Raw genomic sequence first — 19499 nt, forward strand, 5'->3', positions numbered from 1 at the left:
TAGAATTATATTTTATTATTAGGGGGATCACTTAATCTGGTGTTTGAAACGTGCCGTTGAGCGCTTTTCTACTAACGAGTTAAGCAAAGGTAATGCATTCATTTATTGTAAAAGCATTATTGAAAAATAGTTAATTGTTTTGGAGGTGGTAAGAGCTGAAATGTTTGATTATGTGATTAAGATTCCTTTTAACTCACTAGGCACGCCAAGGTTTACAGAGCTTCTAACTTAATAAACTTATTTTTTTGGTCAGTTGTCAGCCTAAACTGCCCTCTAACCCCTATTTGTGTAAGAAATGGTCTGAACCGAGTTGCAGGTAACTGTAAGCGTAAACCTGTTGTTGTTATCACTTGAACTTTACTTGCGGCGCCAGAATAGCTGGCCAAAAACTGCTGATATGAGATGTTAAGTTGGAAAATATAGCGATTCATACGATACCTGTATAAATATACAGTACCAGTGTTTTTTGGCACTTTTAGATGTCTGACGGTGAAACTGAACTTGAAGCTGCTCTAGCTTATCGAAAATTCGATGAACCAGAAACAAAAAATCAGTGGCAGATATTCTCTACCACTGATGACCTTTCATTATAGCAAACAGTTTATTAGTAAACCGCTTATTAGCAAACAGTTACCTGAATGCGCGCTGACTTAAGCCTCTAGTGCTTTCGTCACTTTCTCAAACAAGTCTTTTGCTAGGTTGTCCATGTTCTTTAACGTCTCTAGTTCTTTTTTGATCAGAGCTTGGCGTTCATCGTCGTACTTACGGAATTTAAGAAGTGGATCAATCAGACGTGAAGCCACTTGCGGGTTGCTGCTGTTCAGTTCACGTAAGATCTCGCCTGCAAATGCATAGCCTTGACCAGACTTGTCGTGGAATTGAACCGGGTTCATGTTTAAGAATGAACCGACCAAGTTACGGGTACGGTTCGGGTTCTTCAAACTGAACGCCTGGTGCGACATCGACGCTTTGATCACTTCAAGTGCGTTTGAACTTGGGTTTGTACCTTGCAATGCAAACCACTTATCCATAACAAGACCATCGTGTTTCCACTTGTCACTGTAATCCACCATCAAGGTTTCACGACATGGTAGTTGTGCACTGTTTGCCGCGCCCATTGCTGCCATCGTATCTGTCATGTTATTCGCTTGTTGATACATCGCAACAACCAAGTCATTACCCTGCCCAGTATGAGCTAAGTAACTTAAGCAAACTTTACGTAGAGTACGCTTACCAATCGAATCGTGATCGATCGTGTATTCTGTTAGTGCGTGGCTGTGATAAACCGCCGCTAACTCGTCTTCAAGTTCTGCAGCTAGTGTGACTTTCATTGAGTTAAGAACCGATGCGACCGCATCAATATCAACGCGCTCGTACCAACCCGATACTTCATTGTGGCTTGGTAGAGAAAGCATTTCTGCAATAAACGCAGGCTCTAGTGAATCACTCAGCAGTACGCCACGGAATGCATCAACAACAGAATCAGAAAGCTCAAACGCTTGACCCTGCTGAACTTTCTCCACGTTACTGCGGATGTACTTCGCTAATAGCATTTGACCCGCATCCCAACGAGAGAATTCATTGCGAGCATTCACCATCAAGAAGATCAGTTCTTCATCTGAGTAGTCATATTCCAATTTCACTGGCGCAGAAAATTCACGAAGTAATGATGGGATCGGTTGCTCAGAAACGTTTTCAAACACGAACGTTTGCTCTGCTTCTTTCACATCTAATACATTATGAACTGGCTTACCGTTACATTGTAACTCAACAACTTCACCCGCAGCTGTGTACAGCTCGATATCAAGAGGAATATGCAGAGCCTGCTTTTCCGTTTGCTCATGAGTTGGCGCTGTTACTTGGCGAGTTGTTAACGTGTACTGTTTCTTCTCTGCGTCGTACTTACTTTCAACAGACAGCGTCGGCGTACCAGACTGGCTGTACCATAAGCGGAACTGAGATAAGTCAACGCCCGACGCATCTTCCATTGCCGCGACGAAGTCTTCACATGTTGCAGCCGTACCATCGTGACGTTCGAAGTACAGCTTCATGCCTTTTTGGAAACCATCTTCGCCCAACAATGTGTGGATCATACGGATCACTTCACTGCCCTTTTCGTACACGGTCAAAGTATAGAAGTTATTCATTTCTATCACTTTTTCTGGACGAATTGGATGAGACATTGGGCTAGCATCTTCTGCAAATTGTGGACCGCGAATGATACGTACATTGTTAATACGGTTTACTGCGCGAGAACCAAGATCAGATGAGAATTCTTGGTCACGGAATACCGTTAAGCCTTCTTTCAGACTTAACTGGAACCAATCGCGACACGTCACTCGGTTACCTGTCCAGTTGTGGAAATATTCATGGCCGATTACTGCTTCAATACCTAGGTAATCTGTATCCGTTGCAGTTTGGTCGTTTGCTAGAACGAACTTCGAATTGAATACGTTCAAGCCTTTGTTTTCCATCGCACCCATGTTGAAGAAATCAACGGCTACGATCATGTAGATGTCTAAGTCGTATTCAAGATTGAAACGTTCTTCGTCCCACTTCATTGAGTTAATCAAAGAAACCATCGCGTGGCTCGCACGGTCTAGATTGCCTTTATCAACAAAGATTTCTAGGTCAACTTTACGACCCGATTGTGTAGTGTATGCGTCACGAAGTACATCAAAGTCACCCGCTACTAAAGCAAACAAGTACGCTGGTTTTGGATGTGGGTCTTGCCACTTCACCCAATGACGACCGTTTTCACCTTCACCTTCATCTACACGGTTACCATTACTTAATAAGAATGGGTTCTCTGCTTTGTCTGCAATTACCGTTGTAGTGAATTTCGCCAACACATCTGGGCGATCCATGTAGTAAGTGATACGGCGGAAACCTTCAGCTTCACATTGAGTACAGAACGCGCCACCCGACTTGTACAAGCCTTCAAGTGCACTGTTCCCTTCAGGGTTAACTTCGGTAACGATGGTTAGAGTAAATTCTTTTGGAAGGTCATTCAGCGTAAGTTGAGTTTCAGACTGCTCGTACTGAGTCCATTCGTTGCCTTCCACCAAAACAGAAACCAACTTCAAGCCTTCACCATCAAGTACTAATGTCGTGCTGTCTTTCTCCTGCTTAACACTAGAAACAGCCGTAACAATGGATGCTGAGTCGTACAAATCGAAAGTAAGATCGATTTCAGAAATCGTGTGAGATGGTGATTGATAATCTTTACGATACTTGGCTTGAGGTGTATGTGCCATGACGGGTTCCTTTTGATCGTTATACGTAATTATTTTTTAACTGTATATATCTAAAGGTTGAGCGCCAATAAAACAAGGGGAATATTAAAAAAAGGAGGCATTGTAAGAAAATGCCTCCATGTTTTGCTATTTTATCAATCAAATCAGACAGGAACGCCTAAGAAATGAACTGTGCACAATATTATCAACGAGTACGCCGTTACTGCTAAAACTCACGATTATCGAATGCGATTGAGTACCGCAAACATATCTCCCTCTTCACCTTGCAGCGTTAACACATCGCTGTTCAGTGTATATCGAGTGCCGTGTTCACCGTTCTCATAAAGTAACACTAGTTGATCGCCTTCTGTGTAATACACCCCGCGACGAATGACTTCACCACCTTCTTCATCTGATACTCGGAACATGAATATAAAGTCCGGCTGAAGGACTAAATCCATTTTTTGAATGTTACTCGCACGTAGATCGCTTCCGGACAGTTCGGCACTTGACCATATTCCTGCCAGGGCGTTGGGCAAGGCTTTGGTGAACATAACACCGTTAAGATTCAGCATATTGTGATTACTGCTGTAAGCGTAAACCTGAGGCTCAGAAGTATTTAATCCCAAAATAATCGTGTCTTCATTGGCGTTATACAAACCTTCCCAATGATCGACACTGTAGTCTTTCTTTTGGATATCGATAGTGAATGAGTAGTTTGAATCAAGAGTGAGCTTGATCGCTCTAAAGTTTTCAGTGCCTTGCTCAGGATCAGGATTCATCAAATACCAATCACCAAGCAACAGAGGAAGGTCAAAATGAGATAGATTACTATCACTTTTTGATTGTTGGCTACTCGAAGCGACCTCGCTCCCAAAAGCCACAAAACTTAAACAAGATAAAAATAGTAGAATCCATTTCATAAGCGTCCCCTCGTTTTCTTTAAGCTTAGGCACGTAATGAATAGAAAGCGAAAAAATATGATCTAAGTCACTAAATTTTAAGTGCGAAGTAACTTAAATGTCATTATCACTCGAAAAAAAATACTTAAGTTTAGTTATTTTTACAGTGTACTTCACAGCCGAAAATCAAATAACAGTGGTTCTGCAGCAAGTTAAAAAGCGAGGAAGCATGCCGTTAACATGACATTATTCGAGGCAAGAACACAGGTACAAAAAAAGCGAGCCTAAGCTCGCTTTTCAAATAGTACGTCTTTAAACAATCACCTTATAACAGGTATTTTGTTTATTTCTTGATCATATCCAGCATGATAGCAACTGATTCATCAAGATAAGCATCCGGGGCTTCGTAGTCTTTTGGAATATCATCCAACGTTTTAAATGCCTCTAACTTAGCGGCTTTTTGACGTTGGTTAATACGCTCTAGACGAAGCGCATCCGCATCATCACTCTCTTGTTGACGAACCTTTTCATTAAGAGAAAGGTCATTGTCGTCTTTATCTGCCTTATATTTTTCAATATCTTGCGCGATAAAGCCAAATTCCATGTCTGTTGCGATACGAGCTTCGTGTTTAGCCGTCAACGCTGCGATCTGCTCATCGTTACGCTGTAACACTGAGTACTTCGCTTTGTCGATGCTGTCCCAAGGAAGAGCGTTGTCTTCAACACTTTCACCAGTATCTGCAGGATCAATTGGCGTTGGGTAAGCAATATCAGGTACTACACCCTTGTTTTGCGTACTACCACCATTGATTCGGTAGAATTTTTGGATTGTGTATTGAACGTAGCCTAACTCTTTATCGAACAAATCATAAATATGATTCAAAGAGCGATGCTGTTGCACCGTACCTTTACCGAAAGAGTTTTCACCTAGGATGATTGCACGGCCATAATCTTGCATCGCTGCTGCAAAGATTTCAGACGCTGAAGCACTGTAGCGATTCACCAATACCGTTAACGGGCCTTGGTAACTGATTTGACCATCAGTATCGCTGTTCACTTTGACACGACCGTAGCTATCACGAACCTGAACAACAGGTCCTTCTTTGATAAACAAACCAGAGAGTTCAGTTGCTTCAGTCAGTGCACCACCACCGTTGTTTCGGAGGTCAACAATAATACCTTCAACACCTTGCTCTTTAAGCTCGGTGATCAGTTTATCGGTATCTTTAGAAAGGCCAACGTAGAAACTTGGTACTTCTAATACACCAATTTTCTTGCCGTCTTTCTCGATCACTTTTGATTTAACAGCGCGGTCTTCTAAACGAATCTTATCGCGAACAATTGTGACAACGTGACTTTTTGCATCTTTACCGTCTGGCAAGATCTGTAGCTTAACTTTAGTCCCTTTCGGTCCTTTAATTAATTGCACTACATCGTCTAAACGCCAGCCGATAACATCAACAATCTCTTCGCCATCTTGACCAACACCAACAATGCGGTCTCCATCACTCAATTGTTTGCTGTTTGACGCAGGGCCACCAGCAACTAAAGAGCGAATAACGGTGTAGTCGTCTGTCATCTGAAGCACAGCACCAATACCTTCTAGAGATAGGTTCATCTCAGATTGGAATTGTTCTGCATTTCTTGGAGAAAGGTAACTTGTGTGAGGATCAACTTCACGCGCAAATGCGTTCATGTAGATCTGGAAAGCATCTTCATTATGCGATTGCGTAATACGCTTCATCGCATTGTTGTAACGCTTTTCCAAAACTTCTTGAATCTCTGGCCACTCTTTACCAGTAAGTTTTAGATTCAACGCATCATATTTAACGCGTTTTCTCCAAAGCTCATTCACTTCAGCGATATCTTTTGGCCACTCAGCTTCACTACGATTGAGCTCAATACTTTCATCGGTATCAAACTTAATCTCTGTATCTAGCAAAGACAATGCATATTGAAAACGTTCAAAACGCTTCTGCATAGACAGATTATAAACATCGAATGCAATCTGGTTATTGCCCGATTTCAGCTGATCATCAATTTGTTTAGATGACGCAGAGAAAGAGTCAATATCAGCTTGAGTGAAGATATTACGATTATAATCCAGCATCTCTAAGTAACGATTAAAGATAGCTTGAGAGAAATCATCGTTGAGATTGAAGTGTTTATAGTGAGAACGAGTAAATCGAGAAGTAACACGTTTACTAGCAGTTTCGTGTTGGACCTCAGGAGCGAGTAGAGGTAAATCGTCCTGATCTAATTTGGCTTCAAGAGCCTGAGCTGAAGCTGCTAGCCAAAAGCTAGCAGCAATCAGTGTCAATTTTGAACGGCATTTCATGCGTAGGAGTATCTCCTTTAAGCGCGCAAGTGCTCCGCTTTAACAACCATTTGTAGGCCGTTTGCTAACTGAACACGCACATCTTCCTTATTGATTTCAACAATGGTCGCAGCCATGTTTCCTTTACCCATGTTCACATTTACTTCTTTGCCAGCGATGAATTCGTCAGCGTTCAAAGCGCGTGTTTCTACAGGCTTTTCTACTTTTGGTGCTTTAGGCGCTTGACGACGAGGCTGTTGAGCTTTCTTCGCCTTAGGTTTCGCTTTGCCTTCTTCACGAGCTTTTTGTGCTTGTTCTTTACGACGAGCCTGAACTTTCGCTTTGCTTTCTGCAAGTGTAGCTTTAGCGTGTTCAACGTGCTCTTCTTCTAGTGTGCCACACGCGTTGCCGTCTAGGTCAACACGTTCTGCGCCAGCTTTTACGCCGTGCAGGTAACGCCATGATGATGTGTACTGTCTTAACGCTGCACGAAGCTGAGTCTTACTTACTTTTTCGTCTTCATTTAGACGTTCAGCAAGATCTTGAAAAATACCAATTTTAAGTGGCTTCGCTTCACCTTCTAGAGTAAAGCATTTAGGGAAACATTCAGCAATATATGCGATAACTTCTTTGCTGTTTTTTAACTTTTCAGTGTTTTCCATGTGGGTTCCTGGTTTTTGCGGTTTTCCGCGAGCATTAAGAAAATATTTTTACGTATTATAGAGAGATGCTTGGGAAAAACCACAGTAAGAGAATAATTTATGCCTTGTTCGCGTGCGAATTAAGCAGCTTTTCCACTTCTGCCATGAAAAATGTCAATCCGTCCTCGTCAATTTGAGAAAAACGACCAACATTTGGGCTATCAATATCAAGAACGCCCGCGATTTTTCCGCCAATCGAGAACGGAATAACGATTTCTGAGTTACTTGCAGCGTCACAAGCGATGTGACCTTCGAACTCATGAACATCATGAATGCGCTGAACTGTATTCGTCGCAACCGCAGTTCCACACACACCACGCCCGACCGGAATTCGCACACAAGCAGGTTGACCTTGGAAAGGGCCCAGTACAAGTTCGTCTTTTTCCTTAGCTAAATCCTGCTTCATTAAATAGAAACCCGCCCAATTCAAGTCATCCAATTCCATGAATAATAATGAACTGATATTAGCAAGATTAGCAGTTAGATCGGTTTCTGATTCAATTAATGCAACGGCTTGTTTGGTTAAGCGTTGGTAATGTTCTATTTTCATATTAACTTCCAATTAAATTGAGACTTCCATTATCAAGAGAACGCAGTAGAATGCGGCCATCAAACTAAATAGGACTTATTCTCATTACAATGAACAATTCAGAAGACACTATTAGCCGTTCTTGGTTAATAACTCAAGTAAAAAAACACAAGTCCAAATTACTGTTTGCTAACATTATTGCCATATTTGCAACTCTCATTAGTGTCCCTATCCCGTTGCTCATGCCATTAATGGTTGATGAAGTATTACTCGATAAGCCCGCTTCAGGCTTAGAGATGATGAACCACCTACTTCCATCTTCATTACAAACACCGACTGGCTATATAGCACTAACTTTGTTGTTAGTGATTATCATGCGCTCCGTTAGCCAAGCGTTGAACATTCTGCAAGGGCGTCAGTTTACGCTTGTGTCCAAAACAATTACCTATCAAATGCGCAGCAAGATGATAGATAAGCTTGGTCGCATCAGTATTAGACAATACGAAACCAAAGGCAGCGGCGGTATCAACGCCCACCTAATAACAGACATAGAGACAATAGATAAGTTCATTGGCTCGACTCTTTCTAAATTTATCATCAGCTTCCTGACCGTGTTCGGTACAGCGATCGTGCTGTTGTGGCTAGAGTGGCGTTTAGGGTTGTTCATTTTACTGGTCAATCCTGTTGTGATTTATTTCTCCCGTAAACTAGGCAGCAGGGTCAAACACCTTAAGAAATACGAAAACCAATCTTTTGAGCGCTTTCAAAACCGTTTGGTGGAAACCTTAGATGGCATTTACCAACTGCGCGCGGCGAATAAAGAACGTATCTTTCTCGATGAACTTAAGGTTCAAGCAAACCAAGTAAGAATCGATGCAGACAAATACGCTTGGCAATCTGAAGCTGCTGGCCGTGTTTCGTTTCTGCTGTTCTTACTAGGTTTCGAGCTTTTCCGTGCCGTCGCTATGCTAATGGTGTTATTCAGTGACTTAACCATTGGTCAGATTTTCGCGGTATTTGGCTACTTGTGGTTCATGTTAGGCCCGGTCCAAGAGCTACTAGGGATTCAATTCTCTTGGTATAGCGCGAAAGCGGCACTACAACGCATCAACGATCTTCTTCAGTTAGAAGAAGAGAAGCGCCCTATCAGTAAAGTGAACCCATTTACTGAAGATCAAGAAGTGACAGTTGACATCGAAGACGTTACATTCTCTTACACATTAGAAAACACTGTTTTAAATAGGCTATCGCTGCACATCCCTGCAGGTAAAAAAGTCGCTTTGGTCGGTGCGAGTGGAGGGGGTAAATCTACGTTAATCCAGTTGCTGATTGGGGTTTACCAAGCAGACTCAGGTTGCATTCGCTATAACGGTGAAACAACCGATGACATCAGCTTTGATGTAATACGCAATCAAATTGCCGTTGTTTTACAACAACCTATACTCTTTAACGATACATTAAGGCATAATCTGACCCTTGGTGCTGAATACGACGAAATGTCGTTGTGGCGTGCGCTTGAAGTCGCTCAAATGCAAGATGTCATCAAGCAACTGAGCAATGGCTTAGATACACAAATTGGTAGGAATGGCGTTCGACTGTCTGGTGGTCAACGACAACGCTTAGCAATAGCTCGTATGGTGCTGAGCAATCCTAAGTTTGTTATTCTTGATGAAGCGACATCTGCACTCGATACAGCAACAGAGTCAGCACTGCATAAAGCGTTGAGCGAGTTTTTGAAAGATCGCACAACTTTGATAGTGGCTCATCGATTATCAGCGGTGAAACAAGCCGATCTAATCTATGTTTTAGAAGATGGACAAGTCACACAGACGGGAACACATGGTGAATTGGTTGAACAACAAGGACTCTATCAAACACTCTACGGTAGTGTGCAATCGCACGCCTGATGTTTGTGGCTCTGAGTCTTTAAGTCGGGTTGCTAACCTAACTTACGTTTCAACTTGGGAGGTCGCGTGACCTCCCCATCCGTAACCAACCCTTTATCAACAAAACACCAATGCGACAGCAGCTCAGTGCGTCTTTGCCAGGGCTGCGAACTTCCCGTAGATAAAATGGACATCCCTTTAGGGAAATCAGCTTACTGCCCAAGATGCGGAACTCAGCTTTATAGAGGCGGTACCCCTAGCCTCTCTGGAAACCTAGCAATCGCAATTACCTGCTTATTGCTGTTTATCCCATCGCACTTTTTTGAATTCATCAGTATTCGCCTGATTGGCGTCATGATACCCGCGACGTTACCATCGGGTGTTTTTACCTTAATGGGCGAAGGCTTTCCTCTACTTGGTTTGCTGATCCTGTTCTGCAGTTCGATCGCTCCGTTGCTCGTGTGTACATCGGTACTCATTACCCATTTATCATTGCGATTCAAATTTTTTACACCATTTAGGTATGCGTTAGCCATCATCCAGACATTAAAACATTGGATGATGTTGGATGTGTTTCTGGTAAGTTTGGCGGTCTCATGTTTCAAACTGCAAGATTACTCAGATATTTTTGTCGGCCCTGGATTGGTTGGCCTCATTCTTCTGCAGCTTTTCAGTGTATTGTTGGTAAGCCGCATCAGCGTGCGTCGCTACTGGGAAGCTTGGACAAAAGAATCTGACTACTCATTTACTGAAAGTAAGAACGTACACTGTCACAACTGCCACCTATCTCAACCGGATGGGCATACTTGCGTGCGTTGTCACCATGACTTATACCACCGCAAGCCCTACTCTATACAGAAGACATGGGCACTGTTGTTTGCCGCATCAGTGGCTATTGTGCCAGCCAACGTCATTCCGATTTCTATCCTTATCACCAACGGACAAAGGCTAGAAGACACAATAATTTCCGGTGTCGCGTCGCTAATAAATAGCGATATGTATGGCATTGCAGCGATCATTTTCATTGCCAGTATCGTCGTTCCCGTCGCGAAAATACTGGGCCTCGCGTACATCTTAATCTGTATCAAGATGAAGCGTACGATTTACCACAGACAACGTATGACCATCTATTTCATCGTGAAATGGGTGGGAAAATGGTCGGTTATGGATCTATTCGTTATTTCGATCATGATGACCTTGGTCGACCGCGGACAAATTTTAAACTTTACACCAGGTTATGGTGCAGTCGCTTTTGGCGTCGTGGTTGTTCTCACGATGCTAGCAGCGGAAAGCTTAGATCCTAGGCTAATTTGGGATAACTACACCTCTAAAGATGAGTCAGTGAATGAACAACGATAACCAATCACAAACGTCATATTCACCAGAAGTAAGGAAAAACAAAGGCATCTCACCTTTGTGGATTCTGCCGATATTAACCGTCGCCTTAGCCGGTTGGTTAGTCATGAAATCGATACACGATGCAGGGCAACGTGTCCAGATATACTTTTCAGATGCCGCAGGTTTAGTCGCAGGTCGAACAACAATTCGTTACCAAGGCTTAGAGGTGGGTATGGTGCGCGACATCACCTTGTCCAAAGATTTATCGAGCATCTATGTCGATGCTGACATCTACCCAGAAGCGAAGAAGCTACTTTCAAAGGGCACACGTTTCTGGCTCGTAAAACCAACGGCGAGTTTGTCTGGTATCTCAGGATTAGACGCGCTTGTTTCGGGTAACTACATTGCTATTCATCCTAGCGAAACCAAAGAAGAACCAGAAACCGTTTTCCAAGCCCTAGAATCGTCCCCTTCTGATTTACTCGCTTCTGAAGGTTTGAACATTTCACTGACAACCAAAGATCTGGGCGGTGTGTCTGTTGGCTCTCAAATCGTTTATCGAAAAATTCCAATTGGTGAGGTTTACAACTACCAGTTAAACGACAACGCGAAGTCCGTTACGATCCAAGCGTCGATTAAAGATGAATACAGCCATATCATTACCGACCAAAGCCGTTTTTGGAATGTCAGTGGCTTAGGTGCCAGTATTGGCTTTTCTGGTGTTGATGTTCGCTTAGAGAGCCTAAGTGCATTGCTTGGCGGTTCAATTGCGGTCGACTCTCCAGGAGAAGGCCAACCGGTTGAGATGAATACTAAGTTCAAACTCTACCCAGATCTGAAAACAGCGGGTCGAGGTATCTCTATCAAGATTGCCGTTCCCGATGATAATAAAATCAGTGCAACGGGTGCTCCGATCATGTATCGCGGCATTGAAATCGGTCAAATCACTGATTTATCGCTAAGTGAAGGGCGTGAAAACGTCGTTGCATCTGCCGCTATCCAACCGGCATTCAGTGACTTTTTAAACAGCGGCAGTAAATTCGTTCTAGAAGAGGCTGAACTGTCGCTTACTGGCATGAAAAACATTGCCAATTTAGTGACAGGTAACTTTTTAACCTTGGTACCGGGTGAAGGTGAAAAGGCGCGTCGATTTACTGCAATCCGCAAAAATGAATTCAGTCAGGAACAAGAGAAATCCGTTGCGATTCGCTTAACGTCGAACAATTCGTTCGGGTTAGATGTCGGTACACAACTTCTCTACAAAGGCATTGCCGTTGGCTTTATCATCCATGTGGGATTAGTTGATGGTGTTGGTACGGGCTCTGATAAACACGAAGTCTTCATGGATGCACTTATCGATAATGAGTACGCGCACCTTATCAAAAGCCACAACCGTTTCTTTGTGACAGGTAGTGCGACTGCAGAGCTAACCGAATCAGGCTTGAGTGTTACGGTCCCACCAGCAAAACAGCTTCTTACCGGCTCGATTAGCTTTGTGAGTGAAGGTAAATCTGAAGCTCGAACGGACTACCAACTTTTCCAAAGTAAGTCGTTAGCAGAAATTGCTAAGTTTAATCAGTCTGGTTCAAAGACACTTTCTTTGTTTGCCAGTGAGTTACCTTCAATTTCTAAAGGCAGTCCACTCCTCTACCGCAACCTACAAGTGGGTAGTATTTCTGATTTTCAGCTTGCCGACGGTGGCGTAAGAATCAAAGTCACAATCGAAAATCGTTACACGCACTTACTCAACAAGCACACTGTTTTCTGGAACCGATCAGGCGTTGAGGTTGATGCGTCGCTATCGGGTATCAGCATTAAAGCGGCACCAGTTAAAACCCTTATCCAAGGCGGTATTGCTTTTGACTCTCTGCCGGGAATCGACAACAAACTTGGTGACGTGTGGAAGCTTTACAAAGATTCAAAATCTGCTCGAAAATTTGGCCGCGCGATTACTATCACCTCTTCTGGCGATCAAGAAGTCAACAAGGGCATGGCGATCAAATATCAAGGTGTCACTGTTGGTGAGGTTACTTTGGTGATTCCGAACTTCAACAAGGGCGGCATTGAAATTACTGCGCGTATTTTACCTGAGTACGTCGACAAGATTGCCGTGACGAACAGTCACTTCTGGTTGGCAGAACCTGAGATTGGCCTTAATGGCATCAAAAACGTCTCTGCGCTGCTCTCTAAACACATCAACGTAGACCCGGGCAAAGGTGAAAGAAACACGAAATTTGAGCTTAGCAAAGGACCTGTGCAGCCTGAAGGCAAGATATTCCAACTGCAAAGCGAAACGCGCGGCTCAGTATCTGAAGGTACACCTATCCTATTCCGTGAACTAGAAATTGGCAGTGTTATAGATGTTCAGCTGGGCGAGTTTGCTGATCGCATCATATCTACGATTCAAATAGAACCTGACTACGCGTATCTAATCCGCGCAAACACCGTGTTCTGGAACGTGTCGGGCGTCGATGTCTCTATCGGCCTGTCAGGCGCAAACATCAAAGCCGGAACGGTAGACAGCTTGTTAAGAGGTGGTATTACATTCTCAACGCCACCGACAAATGAACTTCAACCAGTAGCAAGCGAAGATCAGTCTTTCTACCTCTATCCTCAAGCCGAAGATGAGTGGAAATCATGGAGAACCGCAATTCCTCGTCCATAGAGTGAATTCCCTGACGTTTCTGGAAGATTAATTCTTCATCAAAATGCAGCCATTTGGCTGCATTTTTGTTGTTTGCTATAAATATGGTTTAGGGCGGCCTCATTTTGCTTTAAACTCCCCGCATTAATGCAATAAATCGAGATACTCTTTTGCACGCTAACGTATATATTCCTGAAGAATTCCTAACGCACATCGAAGCAATCATGCCTAGTCATCTAGATATGGCTTCTTTTGTCGCGTCATGCCAAAAACCACTTCGTAAAAGTATTCGAATCAACACATTGAAAATCAGTGTTGAAGACTTCCTAGTACGAGCAAAAGAGAAAGGCTGGGAACTGGAACCTGTACCTTGGTGTGAAACGGGCTTTTGGATTACAGTTGATGAAAGTGAAGCGCCACTAGGTAATACGGCAGAACACATGTCTGGTCTTTTCTACATCCAAGAAGCCAGCTCGATGATGCCACCCTCGGCACTTTTCCAAGGCGAAGCTGATTACCAAGCGGTGCTAGACACTGCGGCTGCACCCGGCTCTAAAACAACGCAAATCGCTGCGCTAATGAATAATCGCGGTGTATTGGTTGCCAATGAGTATGCAGCAAGCCGCGTGAAAGTCCTTCACGCTAACATCGAACGTTGTGGCGTTCGTAATGCCGCTCTAAGTAACTTTGACGGTCGAGTTTTTGGTGGTTGGTTACCAGAACAGTTTGATGCTGTGTTGCTAGACGCACCCTGCTCTGGCGAAGGCACCATTCGTAAAGATGCCGATGCGATGAAGAACTGGACGTATCAATCAGTGGTCGACATTGCCGACACGCAAAAAGATCTGATTGAAAGTGCATTCCATGCTCTTAAACCTAATGGTGTTTTGGTTTACTCAACGTGTACGCTTAGCACCGAAGAGAACCAACAAGTGTGTCATCACCTAAAAGAAACCTTTGGTGATGCGGTTGAATTCGAATCTCTGGAATCACTATTCGACAACGCAAAAGCAACCACGACAGAAGAAGGCTTTCTTCACATCTTCCCACAGGTCTATGACTCTGAAGGTTTCTTTGTTGCACGTATCCGTAAACTAACGTCTGTTACTCCACCAGAAGTTAAAAAACGTATGGGTAAATTCCCATTTGAAAAAGCATCAAAGAAAACTCAGCAAGAAGTCGCTGAACAACTAATGAGTACTCTCGACATCGAATTGCCAAGCGATACTCAGGTTTGGATTCGCGACAAAGACGTTTGGCTATTCCCAGAAGCGCTAGAGCCGATGATCGGTGAGTTCCGTTTTTCTCGCATGGGAATCAAGATCGCTGAAACCCATAAAAAAGGTTACCGCTGGCAGCACCAAGTAGCGACAACGCTCGCAACAGGTAATGAAGCTAATGTTGTAGAGCTTAGTATTGAAGATGCTCGTGAATGGTTCATGGGCCGCGATGTTCGCCCTGAAAACTTGTCAGGAAAAGGTGAAGTACTAGTGAAGTACAATGGTGCAATCATCGGCCTTGGTAAGTGGGTTGGCAACCGAGTGAAGAACGGTTTACCACGCGAACTCGTGCGCGATAAGAACCTTTTCTAAAAGCGTTCGCACTGAATACACCTTAATAAACAAAAAGCCCAAACAACGTTAATTGTTTGGGCTTTTTCTATTCTATCGGCCATATAAGTCAGTGTGCGAGCGCTTGTAAATCAACAGCTAATTATATAAATATCAATTCAAATCACTATTTCCAAAAAGAAAAATCGCACTTTAGAGAATCTAAACTAGACTTCAATCTAACAGTCAAAAGATTAAAACGATTAGCGTAGGCTCTTCGGAGCCCTTTCCCCTAAGCCCAAACAGGAAGGTTTGGGCTTTTTTTTGACCGAAAGGACCGCTTACTTAACTAAGCTGATACCTTCTTTGTCGATAGTGATCTTGCCAGATTTGTATAGACCACCAATTGTCTTCTTGAACGTACCTTTGCTGGTTCTGAATGCAGAGAAAATAACTTCAGGAGAAGACTTATCATTCAAAGGCAGGTAACCGCCTTTCTTCTCAAGCAGGTCAAGAACCTTAGTGCTTAAGTCATCCATCTTAGCCACACCAACCTTCTGAAGAGACAAATCAATCTTACCGTCTTCTTCACGAACGTTTTTAATGTAGCCTTTTAGTGTTTTACCAATGAACAGCTTACCGATGATGTCAGATGGGAAAATCATACCCCAGTGTTCACCGTTCACGATCGCTTTGTAACCTAACTGGCTGCGCTCAGCGATAATGAGATCGACTTGCTCATTTTGCTTATAAGTCGCAGGCGTGTTGTCTAACCATTTGTTGAACTTCGTTGTACCAACGATACGGCTCGATGCTTTATCGATATACACATATACTAAGATTGACTGACCTTCGTTTAAACGGCCACGCTGCTCGCTGAAAGGAACAAGAAGGTCTTTACCTTTCACGCCCCAGCTCATGAATGCACCAGTGCTGTTAACACCTTCAACCGTCATCAAACCAAACTGGCCTACTTGAGCTATTGGTTTTTCAGTCGTTGCAGCGATCTGGTTGTCAGAATCTATGTATAAGAAAACATCTAGCTTTTGACCAATTTCAACACCTTCAGGAGTAAATCGTTTCGGCAGCAACACGGTTCCATAGTCGCTCGCGTCAAGGAATACACCGAAGTCTGCTTGTTTTACTACTTCTAAGTTGTTTATTTGACCAATATTAATCATCAAGGTTGTCTCTACTTTAAATTTGGCGGAGATTATACGTGATCTCTGATATGCTTTCGCTAGTTTCATTCATATTTTTACATTCTAGGAGACATCGTTGATCACCGTTGATAAACAAGATGCGATAACACTTAAAATTAACCATGCCATGGCTAAGACCAAAAAGCTCGACATGGACGTTTATCTATTCATTCCCGGTGAACTTGGACTGACTCCTGAAGTGCTTTCTGAAAGTGCCTTTTTCTACAGCTCAATCACTCAAAAACGTGCCTACTATAGTGACAAAACACTTTTACCTTTGGTACACAGTCGCTTGGCAAAACGTGGACGCTTATCTACAACACAGTATCGTGTCAGTTTGAGTCTGTTTGCCTACCAATATGTTATCGCGTTAGATAAAGCAGTCAGCAGCTTAAATAAAACTGATAGTGACGACGTAACGGCTGATGAAGTAGATGAAGTCATTGAATTGGCTTTAGATATCTTGAAGAAGCTACGCCGAAGCATCCCTTACGAAGAAAATCTCAAGCGCTACTACGCTAATATCGATAACTACCTATCTTGGTATACCGAGCAAAAGTTCCTATCGCTAGTTTCACACATGCCACGAGGTAGTGAGTATTCAACGATTAAAGAACGACTCTTAACGCTTTGTGATAAAGAGACCGCGCACCGTAAACTGAACCGCTACAACTCAGCAAGAGTTCGAGAGGACGTTACCCGCTTGAGTAACAAGATGCGTTTGCTGCGTCGTTTGATTGAACACCCTATCGTGCTTAAAGAAAAGACAACGTCGATGGGTAAGAACGTTAAGCGTGCCGTGAAAGGCATCGCGACCGGTTTGGTGATGGTTGTCGTGACCACTACTGTGATCTTGGCTCGTGACTTTCTTGGTGAGATTACCGCCTCTTTCATCGTGGCAATGTCTTTCATTTACGCACTGCGTGAGATCTTTAAAGATGACTTGAGAGACATCCTTTGGCGCTGGCTGCGTAAAGGCAAGCCAAAATGGAAGCGTCGTTACTATGATCCAACGACCAACAAGTCAGTAGGCCATAAACTGGAATGGTTGGACTACGCAAATTTTTCTAAGCTTGCAGATCGCATTCAGTCGATCCGTAAAAAGCGTGTGGTACAACGTGAAGAGCAAATCTTGCATTACCGCTCTCATACTGAGATGTCGACATCGACCTTTATGAGTGGTTATGAGGAGACTCGTGAAACGTTATCGATCAGCCTAAGAGCGCTGACACGGTTGATGGATAAAGGCTCAAACAAGATCTACCGCTTGAATGAAGGACAAGTGAGCCGCGAATCAGTAGAAAAGCGTCATCTTCTCAACCTGATCATTAAAGAGAACAACCATGATAACGAACCAACCTACTACCGTTGGAAGATCGTTATGAACCGTTCAAAAATAGTTGATATTGAGCAGATCACTCAAGAGTCATAGAGCCGTTATAAAGTTCTCTATAACGGTATGTGGAAACCATTCACATACCGTTGTTTTATCTCTTCAACGTTACCCATGACTTCTAAACCAAAATCTATTATTTAATCGCTATTTTCTTGAAGGGACTTTCTTAATTGAAAGCGTAAGCGTGAACTCCGCCATCGGCTCGTCACCATGTAAAGATGGGCAAGTCGCGATAATGGTTACGGGTTGATTGACCCGTTCTCCGGTCGACATGGTTTCTGCCAGCATAGTGTTGATCAGCTCACCGTCGTTACAAGTGAAATGCACATCACCTTCAGGGCGCTTCAAAAAGTTACCCGTCACCTCTTTAAAAGCCAACGAGATCTTTTCACCTTGCTGCTGAGATTTGCTCATCGCAAGAAACCCACCCGCGACATCCGCACCTACAGCCAAAACGCCAAAGTACATACTGTTAAGGTGATTCTTAGTACGCCTTCTAAGCGGGATTTTCACTTCAACATGTTGGTTGTCCAACGCGAGTAGTTTTGGTCGGCACAACCAGATAAGTGGGACTTTGAAAAAGCCAAACATGCTTAAGTAGAAATTTGCTTTTTGTAGAGGGGTCAACATTCGAATTACCTAGCCAAGTTAGTCATCAGACCAGTTAATCGACTAGCGATAAGAATGTCAAAAAAATGTTACAAAAAAGAGATATCATCGCACAATGATATCTCTTTCATTCTCAAAGCATTAGCGCCTTAAGTCGGCTTATCAGGCAAGCTAATCGGTTTACGCAGTCACGACCGTTTCAACACCTTCAAGGTCAGCAATGTAACCTTGTAGACGTGGATAATCGACTAAACCTTGCGTAACTAGCAGCACTGGCTTCTTCGCGTTCAGGGTTGCTTTAACAATCATATCCAACAAGGTAATAACCGCTTCGTTTTGTGGATCAAAAGCGTGCTGCTGAGCTTCATTGTGTTTGTCTACGCCTAAAGTGAAAGACGCTAAGCTATCAACGTTTACCACTACACCATCGAAGTAATGCAGTAAACGTTCGCTCAGTAGCACTGCAGACGGCACATCGCACGAGAACAGTACTTTCAAACCGTTAAGGCCGCGTGGTAGCCCTTGCTCGGCAAGCAGGTCAATAATCTTAGCGGCATCGCTTAACGCACGAACGTAAGGCACAACTACTTCAACGTTGATGCCCTGCTCACGTAATGCCTTAATAACCTGACACTCTAAAGCGAAAGCCTTGCTGTATTCTGGTGTTGCATAGCGAGCAACGCCACGAACGCCTAGTGCTGGGTTAATCTCTTCAGCTTCACAGTTCCCGCCAAGTAGCGAACGGAAGCCATAGCTGTCTGCACTACTTAATGCGATACGAACAGAAGTGTGATTTGGCTGAACGGCAGCTTGAATGGCAATCACTAAGGTCGAAACAAAATGCTCATCGACAGTTTTATCGCCAAGGATCGCATCTAAAGACGTTTTTTCAATATCAGTCAAAGTATCTAAGTGACTCTCGATACTTGGGTGATAAAAGACACGATCCATCACCAATTCTGATAGTGAAACGTATAAGTGGTTGGAATTATTATTATCGTTATAAGAAGGCAGCACATCACCTAAGACAAGTTCTGGGTGCAAAGTGCTTTGATTTTCTTGAGTCATTGCTGCTCCAGCATTTTTATGTTGTGTTCAAACGAAAATACCGATAGCTGCCTGTTAATACAAGTGAAAATCCCTTATTTGACGCTGGCCTGCTGATAAAAATAAGAATATTAGCAATAAC

General features: G+C 43.3%; 14 protein-coding genes. 5 read left to right on the forward strand and 9 right to left on the reverse strand.

The window, feature by feature from the left end; all coding sequences use genetic code 11:
* Nucleotides 1–212: 212 nt before the first annotated feature.
* The 6 genes from BCU07_RS06385 to BCU07_RS06410 all read right to left on the reverse strand — a co-directional run bounded on the left by BCU07_RS06385 (nucleotide 213) and on the right by BCU07_RS06410 (nucleotide 7706).
* Nucleotides 213–431, reverse strand: a complete 219-nt coding sequence (locus tag BCU07_RS06385; protein ID WP_004733645.1) for a DUF2835 domain-containing protein — start codon at nucleotides 429–431, stop codon at nucleotides 213–215.
* 219 nt (nucleotides 432–650) lie between these two features.
* The gene (pepN, locus tag BCU07_RS06390) at nucleotides 651–3257 is read right to left on the reverse strand and encodes an aminopeptidase N (RefSeq protein ID WP_102428950.1); all 2607 of its coding nucleotides are present in this window, start codon (nucleotides 3255–3257) and stop codon (nucleotides 651–653) included.
* 218 nt (nucleotides 3258–3475) lie between these two features.
* Nucleotides 3476–4159 (reverse strand): hypothetical protein, encoded by a 684-nt coding sequence (locus BCU07_RS06395; protein WP_017630022.1) that lies wholly within the window; start codon nucleotides 4157–4159, stop codon nucleotides 3476–3478.
* A gap of 322 nt (nucleotides 4160–4481) precedes the next feature.
* A complete protein-coding gene (gene prc / locus BCU07_RS06400; protein ID WP_102428949.1) occupies nucleotides 4482–6476 on the reverse strand; it encodes a carboxy terminal-processing peptidase in 1995 nt (664 codons plus the stop codon).
* Between the two features lie 17 nt (nucleotides 6477–6493).
* The gene (proQ, locus tag BCU07_RS06405; protein WP_017057223.1) at nucleotides 6494–7117 is read right to left on the reverse strand and encodes an RNA chaperone ProQ; all 624 of its coding nucleotides are present in this window, start codon (nucleotides 7115–7117) and stop codon (nucleotides 6494–6496) included.
* 97 nt (nucleotides 7118–7214) lie between these two features.
* Nucleotides 7215–7706: a GAF domain-containing protein gene (locus BCU07_RS06410; RefSeq protein ID WP_017059689.1), complete on the reverse strand. Its 492-nt coding sequence runs from the start codon at nucleotides 7704–7706 to the stop codon at nucleotides 7215–7217.
* Between the two features lie 89 nt (nucleotides 7707–7795).
* On the opposite strand from BCU07_RS06410, the gene BCU07_RS06415 reads away from it, so the two are divergent.
* The 4 genes from BCU07_RS06415 (at nucleotide 7796) to rsmF (ending at nucleotide 15145) form a co-directional block, all read left to right on the forward strand.
* Complete coding sequence (locus BCU07_RS06415) at nucleotides 7796–9592, forward strand: ABC transporter ATP-binding protein (RefSeq protein WP_017059690.1); 1797 nt, start codon at nucleotides 7796–7798, stop codon at nucleotides 9590–9592.
* Nucleotides 9593–9646: 54 nt separating this feature from the next.
* Complete coding sequence (locus BCU07_RS06420) at nucleotides 9647–10930, forward strand: paraquat-inducible protein A (RefSeq protein ID WP_065585048.1); 1284 nt, start codon at nucleotides 9647–9649, stop codon at nucleotides 10928–10930.
* Nucleotides 10917–13574 (forward strand): MlaD family protein, encoded by a 2658-nt coding sequence (locus BCU07_RS06425; protein WP_102428948.1) that lies wholly within the window; start codon nucleotides 10917–10919, stop codon nucleotides 13572–13574. Before BCU07_RS06420 ends, BCU07_RS06425 begins: the two co-directional genes overlap by 14 nt.
* Before the next feature lie 149 nt (nucleotides 13575–13723).
* Nucleotides 13724–15145 (forward strand): 16S rRNA (cytosine(1407)-C(5))-methyltransferase RsmF, encoded by a 1422-nt coding sequence (rsmF, locus tag BCU07_RS06430; RefSeq protein WP_102428947.1) that lies wholly within the window; start codon nucleotides 13724–13726, stop codon nucleotides 15143–15145.
* A gap of 299 nt (nucleotides 15146–15444) precedes the next feature.
* On the opposite strand, the gene BCU07_RS06435 is transcribed toward rsmF, so the two are convergent.
* A complete protein-coding gene (locus BCU07_RS06435) occupies nucleotides 15445–16353 on the reverse strand; it encodes a S1 RNA-binding domain-containing protein (RefSeq protein ID WP_017059694.1) in 909 nt (302 codons plus the stop codon).
* A 28-nt stretch (nucleotides 16354–16381) separates the two neighbouring features.
* Between BCU07_RS06435 and BCU07_RS06440 the strand changes: the two genes are divergently transcribed.
* Nucleotides 16382–17737, forward strand: a complete 1356-nt coding sequence (locus tag BCU07_RS06440; protein WP_017063834.1) for a hypothetical protein — start codon at nucleotides 16382–16384, stop codon at nucleotides 17735–17737.
* A 108-nt stretch (nucleotides 17738–17845) separates the two neighbouring features.
* Here the strand turns inward: BCU07_RS06440 and BCU07_RS06445 are convergent, their stop codons facing one another.
* Nucleotides 17846–18331, reverse strand: coding sequence for a PaaI family thioesterase (locus BCU07_RS06445; protein ID WP_017059696.1), 486 nt, complete (start codon nucleotides 18329–18331; stop codon nucleotides 17846–17848).
* A 159-nt stretch (nucleotides 18332–18490) separates the two neighbouring features.
* Nucleotides 18491–19378, reverse strand: coding sequence for a putative PEP-binding protein (locus BCU07_RS06450; RefSeq protein WP_050621296.1), 888 nt, complete (start codon nucleotides 19376–19378; stop codon nucleotides 18491–18493).
* Between the last annotated feature and the right edge of the window lie 121 nt (nucleotides 19379–19499).

This window comes from Vibrio sp. 10N.261.54.E10 (genome assembly GCF_002877735.2).
In the GTDB taxonomy this organism is placed as follows: Bacteria; Pseudomonadota; Gammaproteobacteria; order Enterobacterales; family Vibrionaceae; genus Vibrio; species Vibrio crassostreae_C.

What these genes read in the sequence shown, in the direction of transcription:
- pepN (WP_102428950.1), bottom strand. Translation starts at nt 3,257, where the DNA reads ATGGCACATACACCTCAAGCCAAGTATCGTAAAGATTATCAATCACCA.
- proQ (WP_017057223.1), bottom strand. Translation starts at nt 7,117, where the DNA reads ATGGAAAACACTGAAAAGTTAAAAAACAGCAAAGAAGTTATCGCATAT.
- BCU07_RS06425 (WP_102428948.1), top strand. Translation starts at nt 10,917, where the DNA reads ATGAACAACGATAACCAATCACAAACGTCATATTCACCAGAAGTAAGG.
- BCU07_RS06415 (WP_017059690.1), top strand. Translation starts at nt 7,796, where the DNA reads ATGAACAATTCAGAAGACACTATTAGCCGTTCTTGGTTAATAACTCAA.
- prc (WP_102428949.1), bottom strand. Translation starts at nt 6,476, where the DNA reads ATGAAATGCCGTTCAAAATTGACACTGATTGCTGCTAGCTTTTGGCTA.
- BCU07_RS06435 (WP_017059694.1), bottom strand. Translation starts at nt 16,353, where the DNA reads ATGAAACTAGCGAAAGCATATCAGAGATCACGTATAATCTCCGCCAAA.
- BCU07_RS06410 (WP_017059689.1), bottom strand. Translation starts at nt 7,706, where the DNA reads ATGAAAATAGAACATTACCAACGCTTAACCAAACAAGCCGTTGCATTA.
- BCU07_RS06445 (WP_017059696.1), bottom strand. Translation starts at nt 18,331, where the DNA reads ATGTTGACCCCTCTACAAAAAGCAAATTTCTACTTAAGCATGTTTGGC.
- BCU07_RS06385 (WP_004733645.1), bottom strand. Translation starts at nt 431, where the DNA reads ATGAATCGCTATATTTTCCAACTTAACATCTCATATCAGCAGTTTTTG.
- BCU07_RS06395 (WP_017630022.1), bottom strand. Translation starts at nt 4,159, where the DNA reads ATGAAATGGATTCTACTATTTTTATCTTGTTTAAGTTTTGTGGCTTTT.
- BCU07_RS06450 (WP_050621296.1), bottom strand. Translation starts at nt 19,378, where the DNA reads ATGACTCAAGAAAATCAAAGCACTTTGCACCCAGAACTTGTCTTAGGT.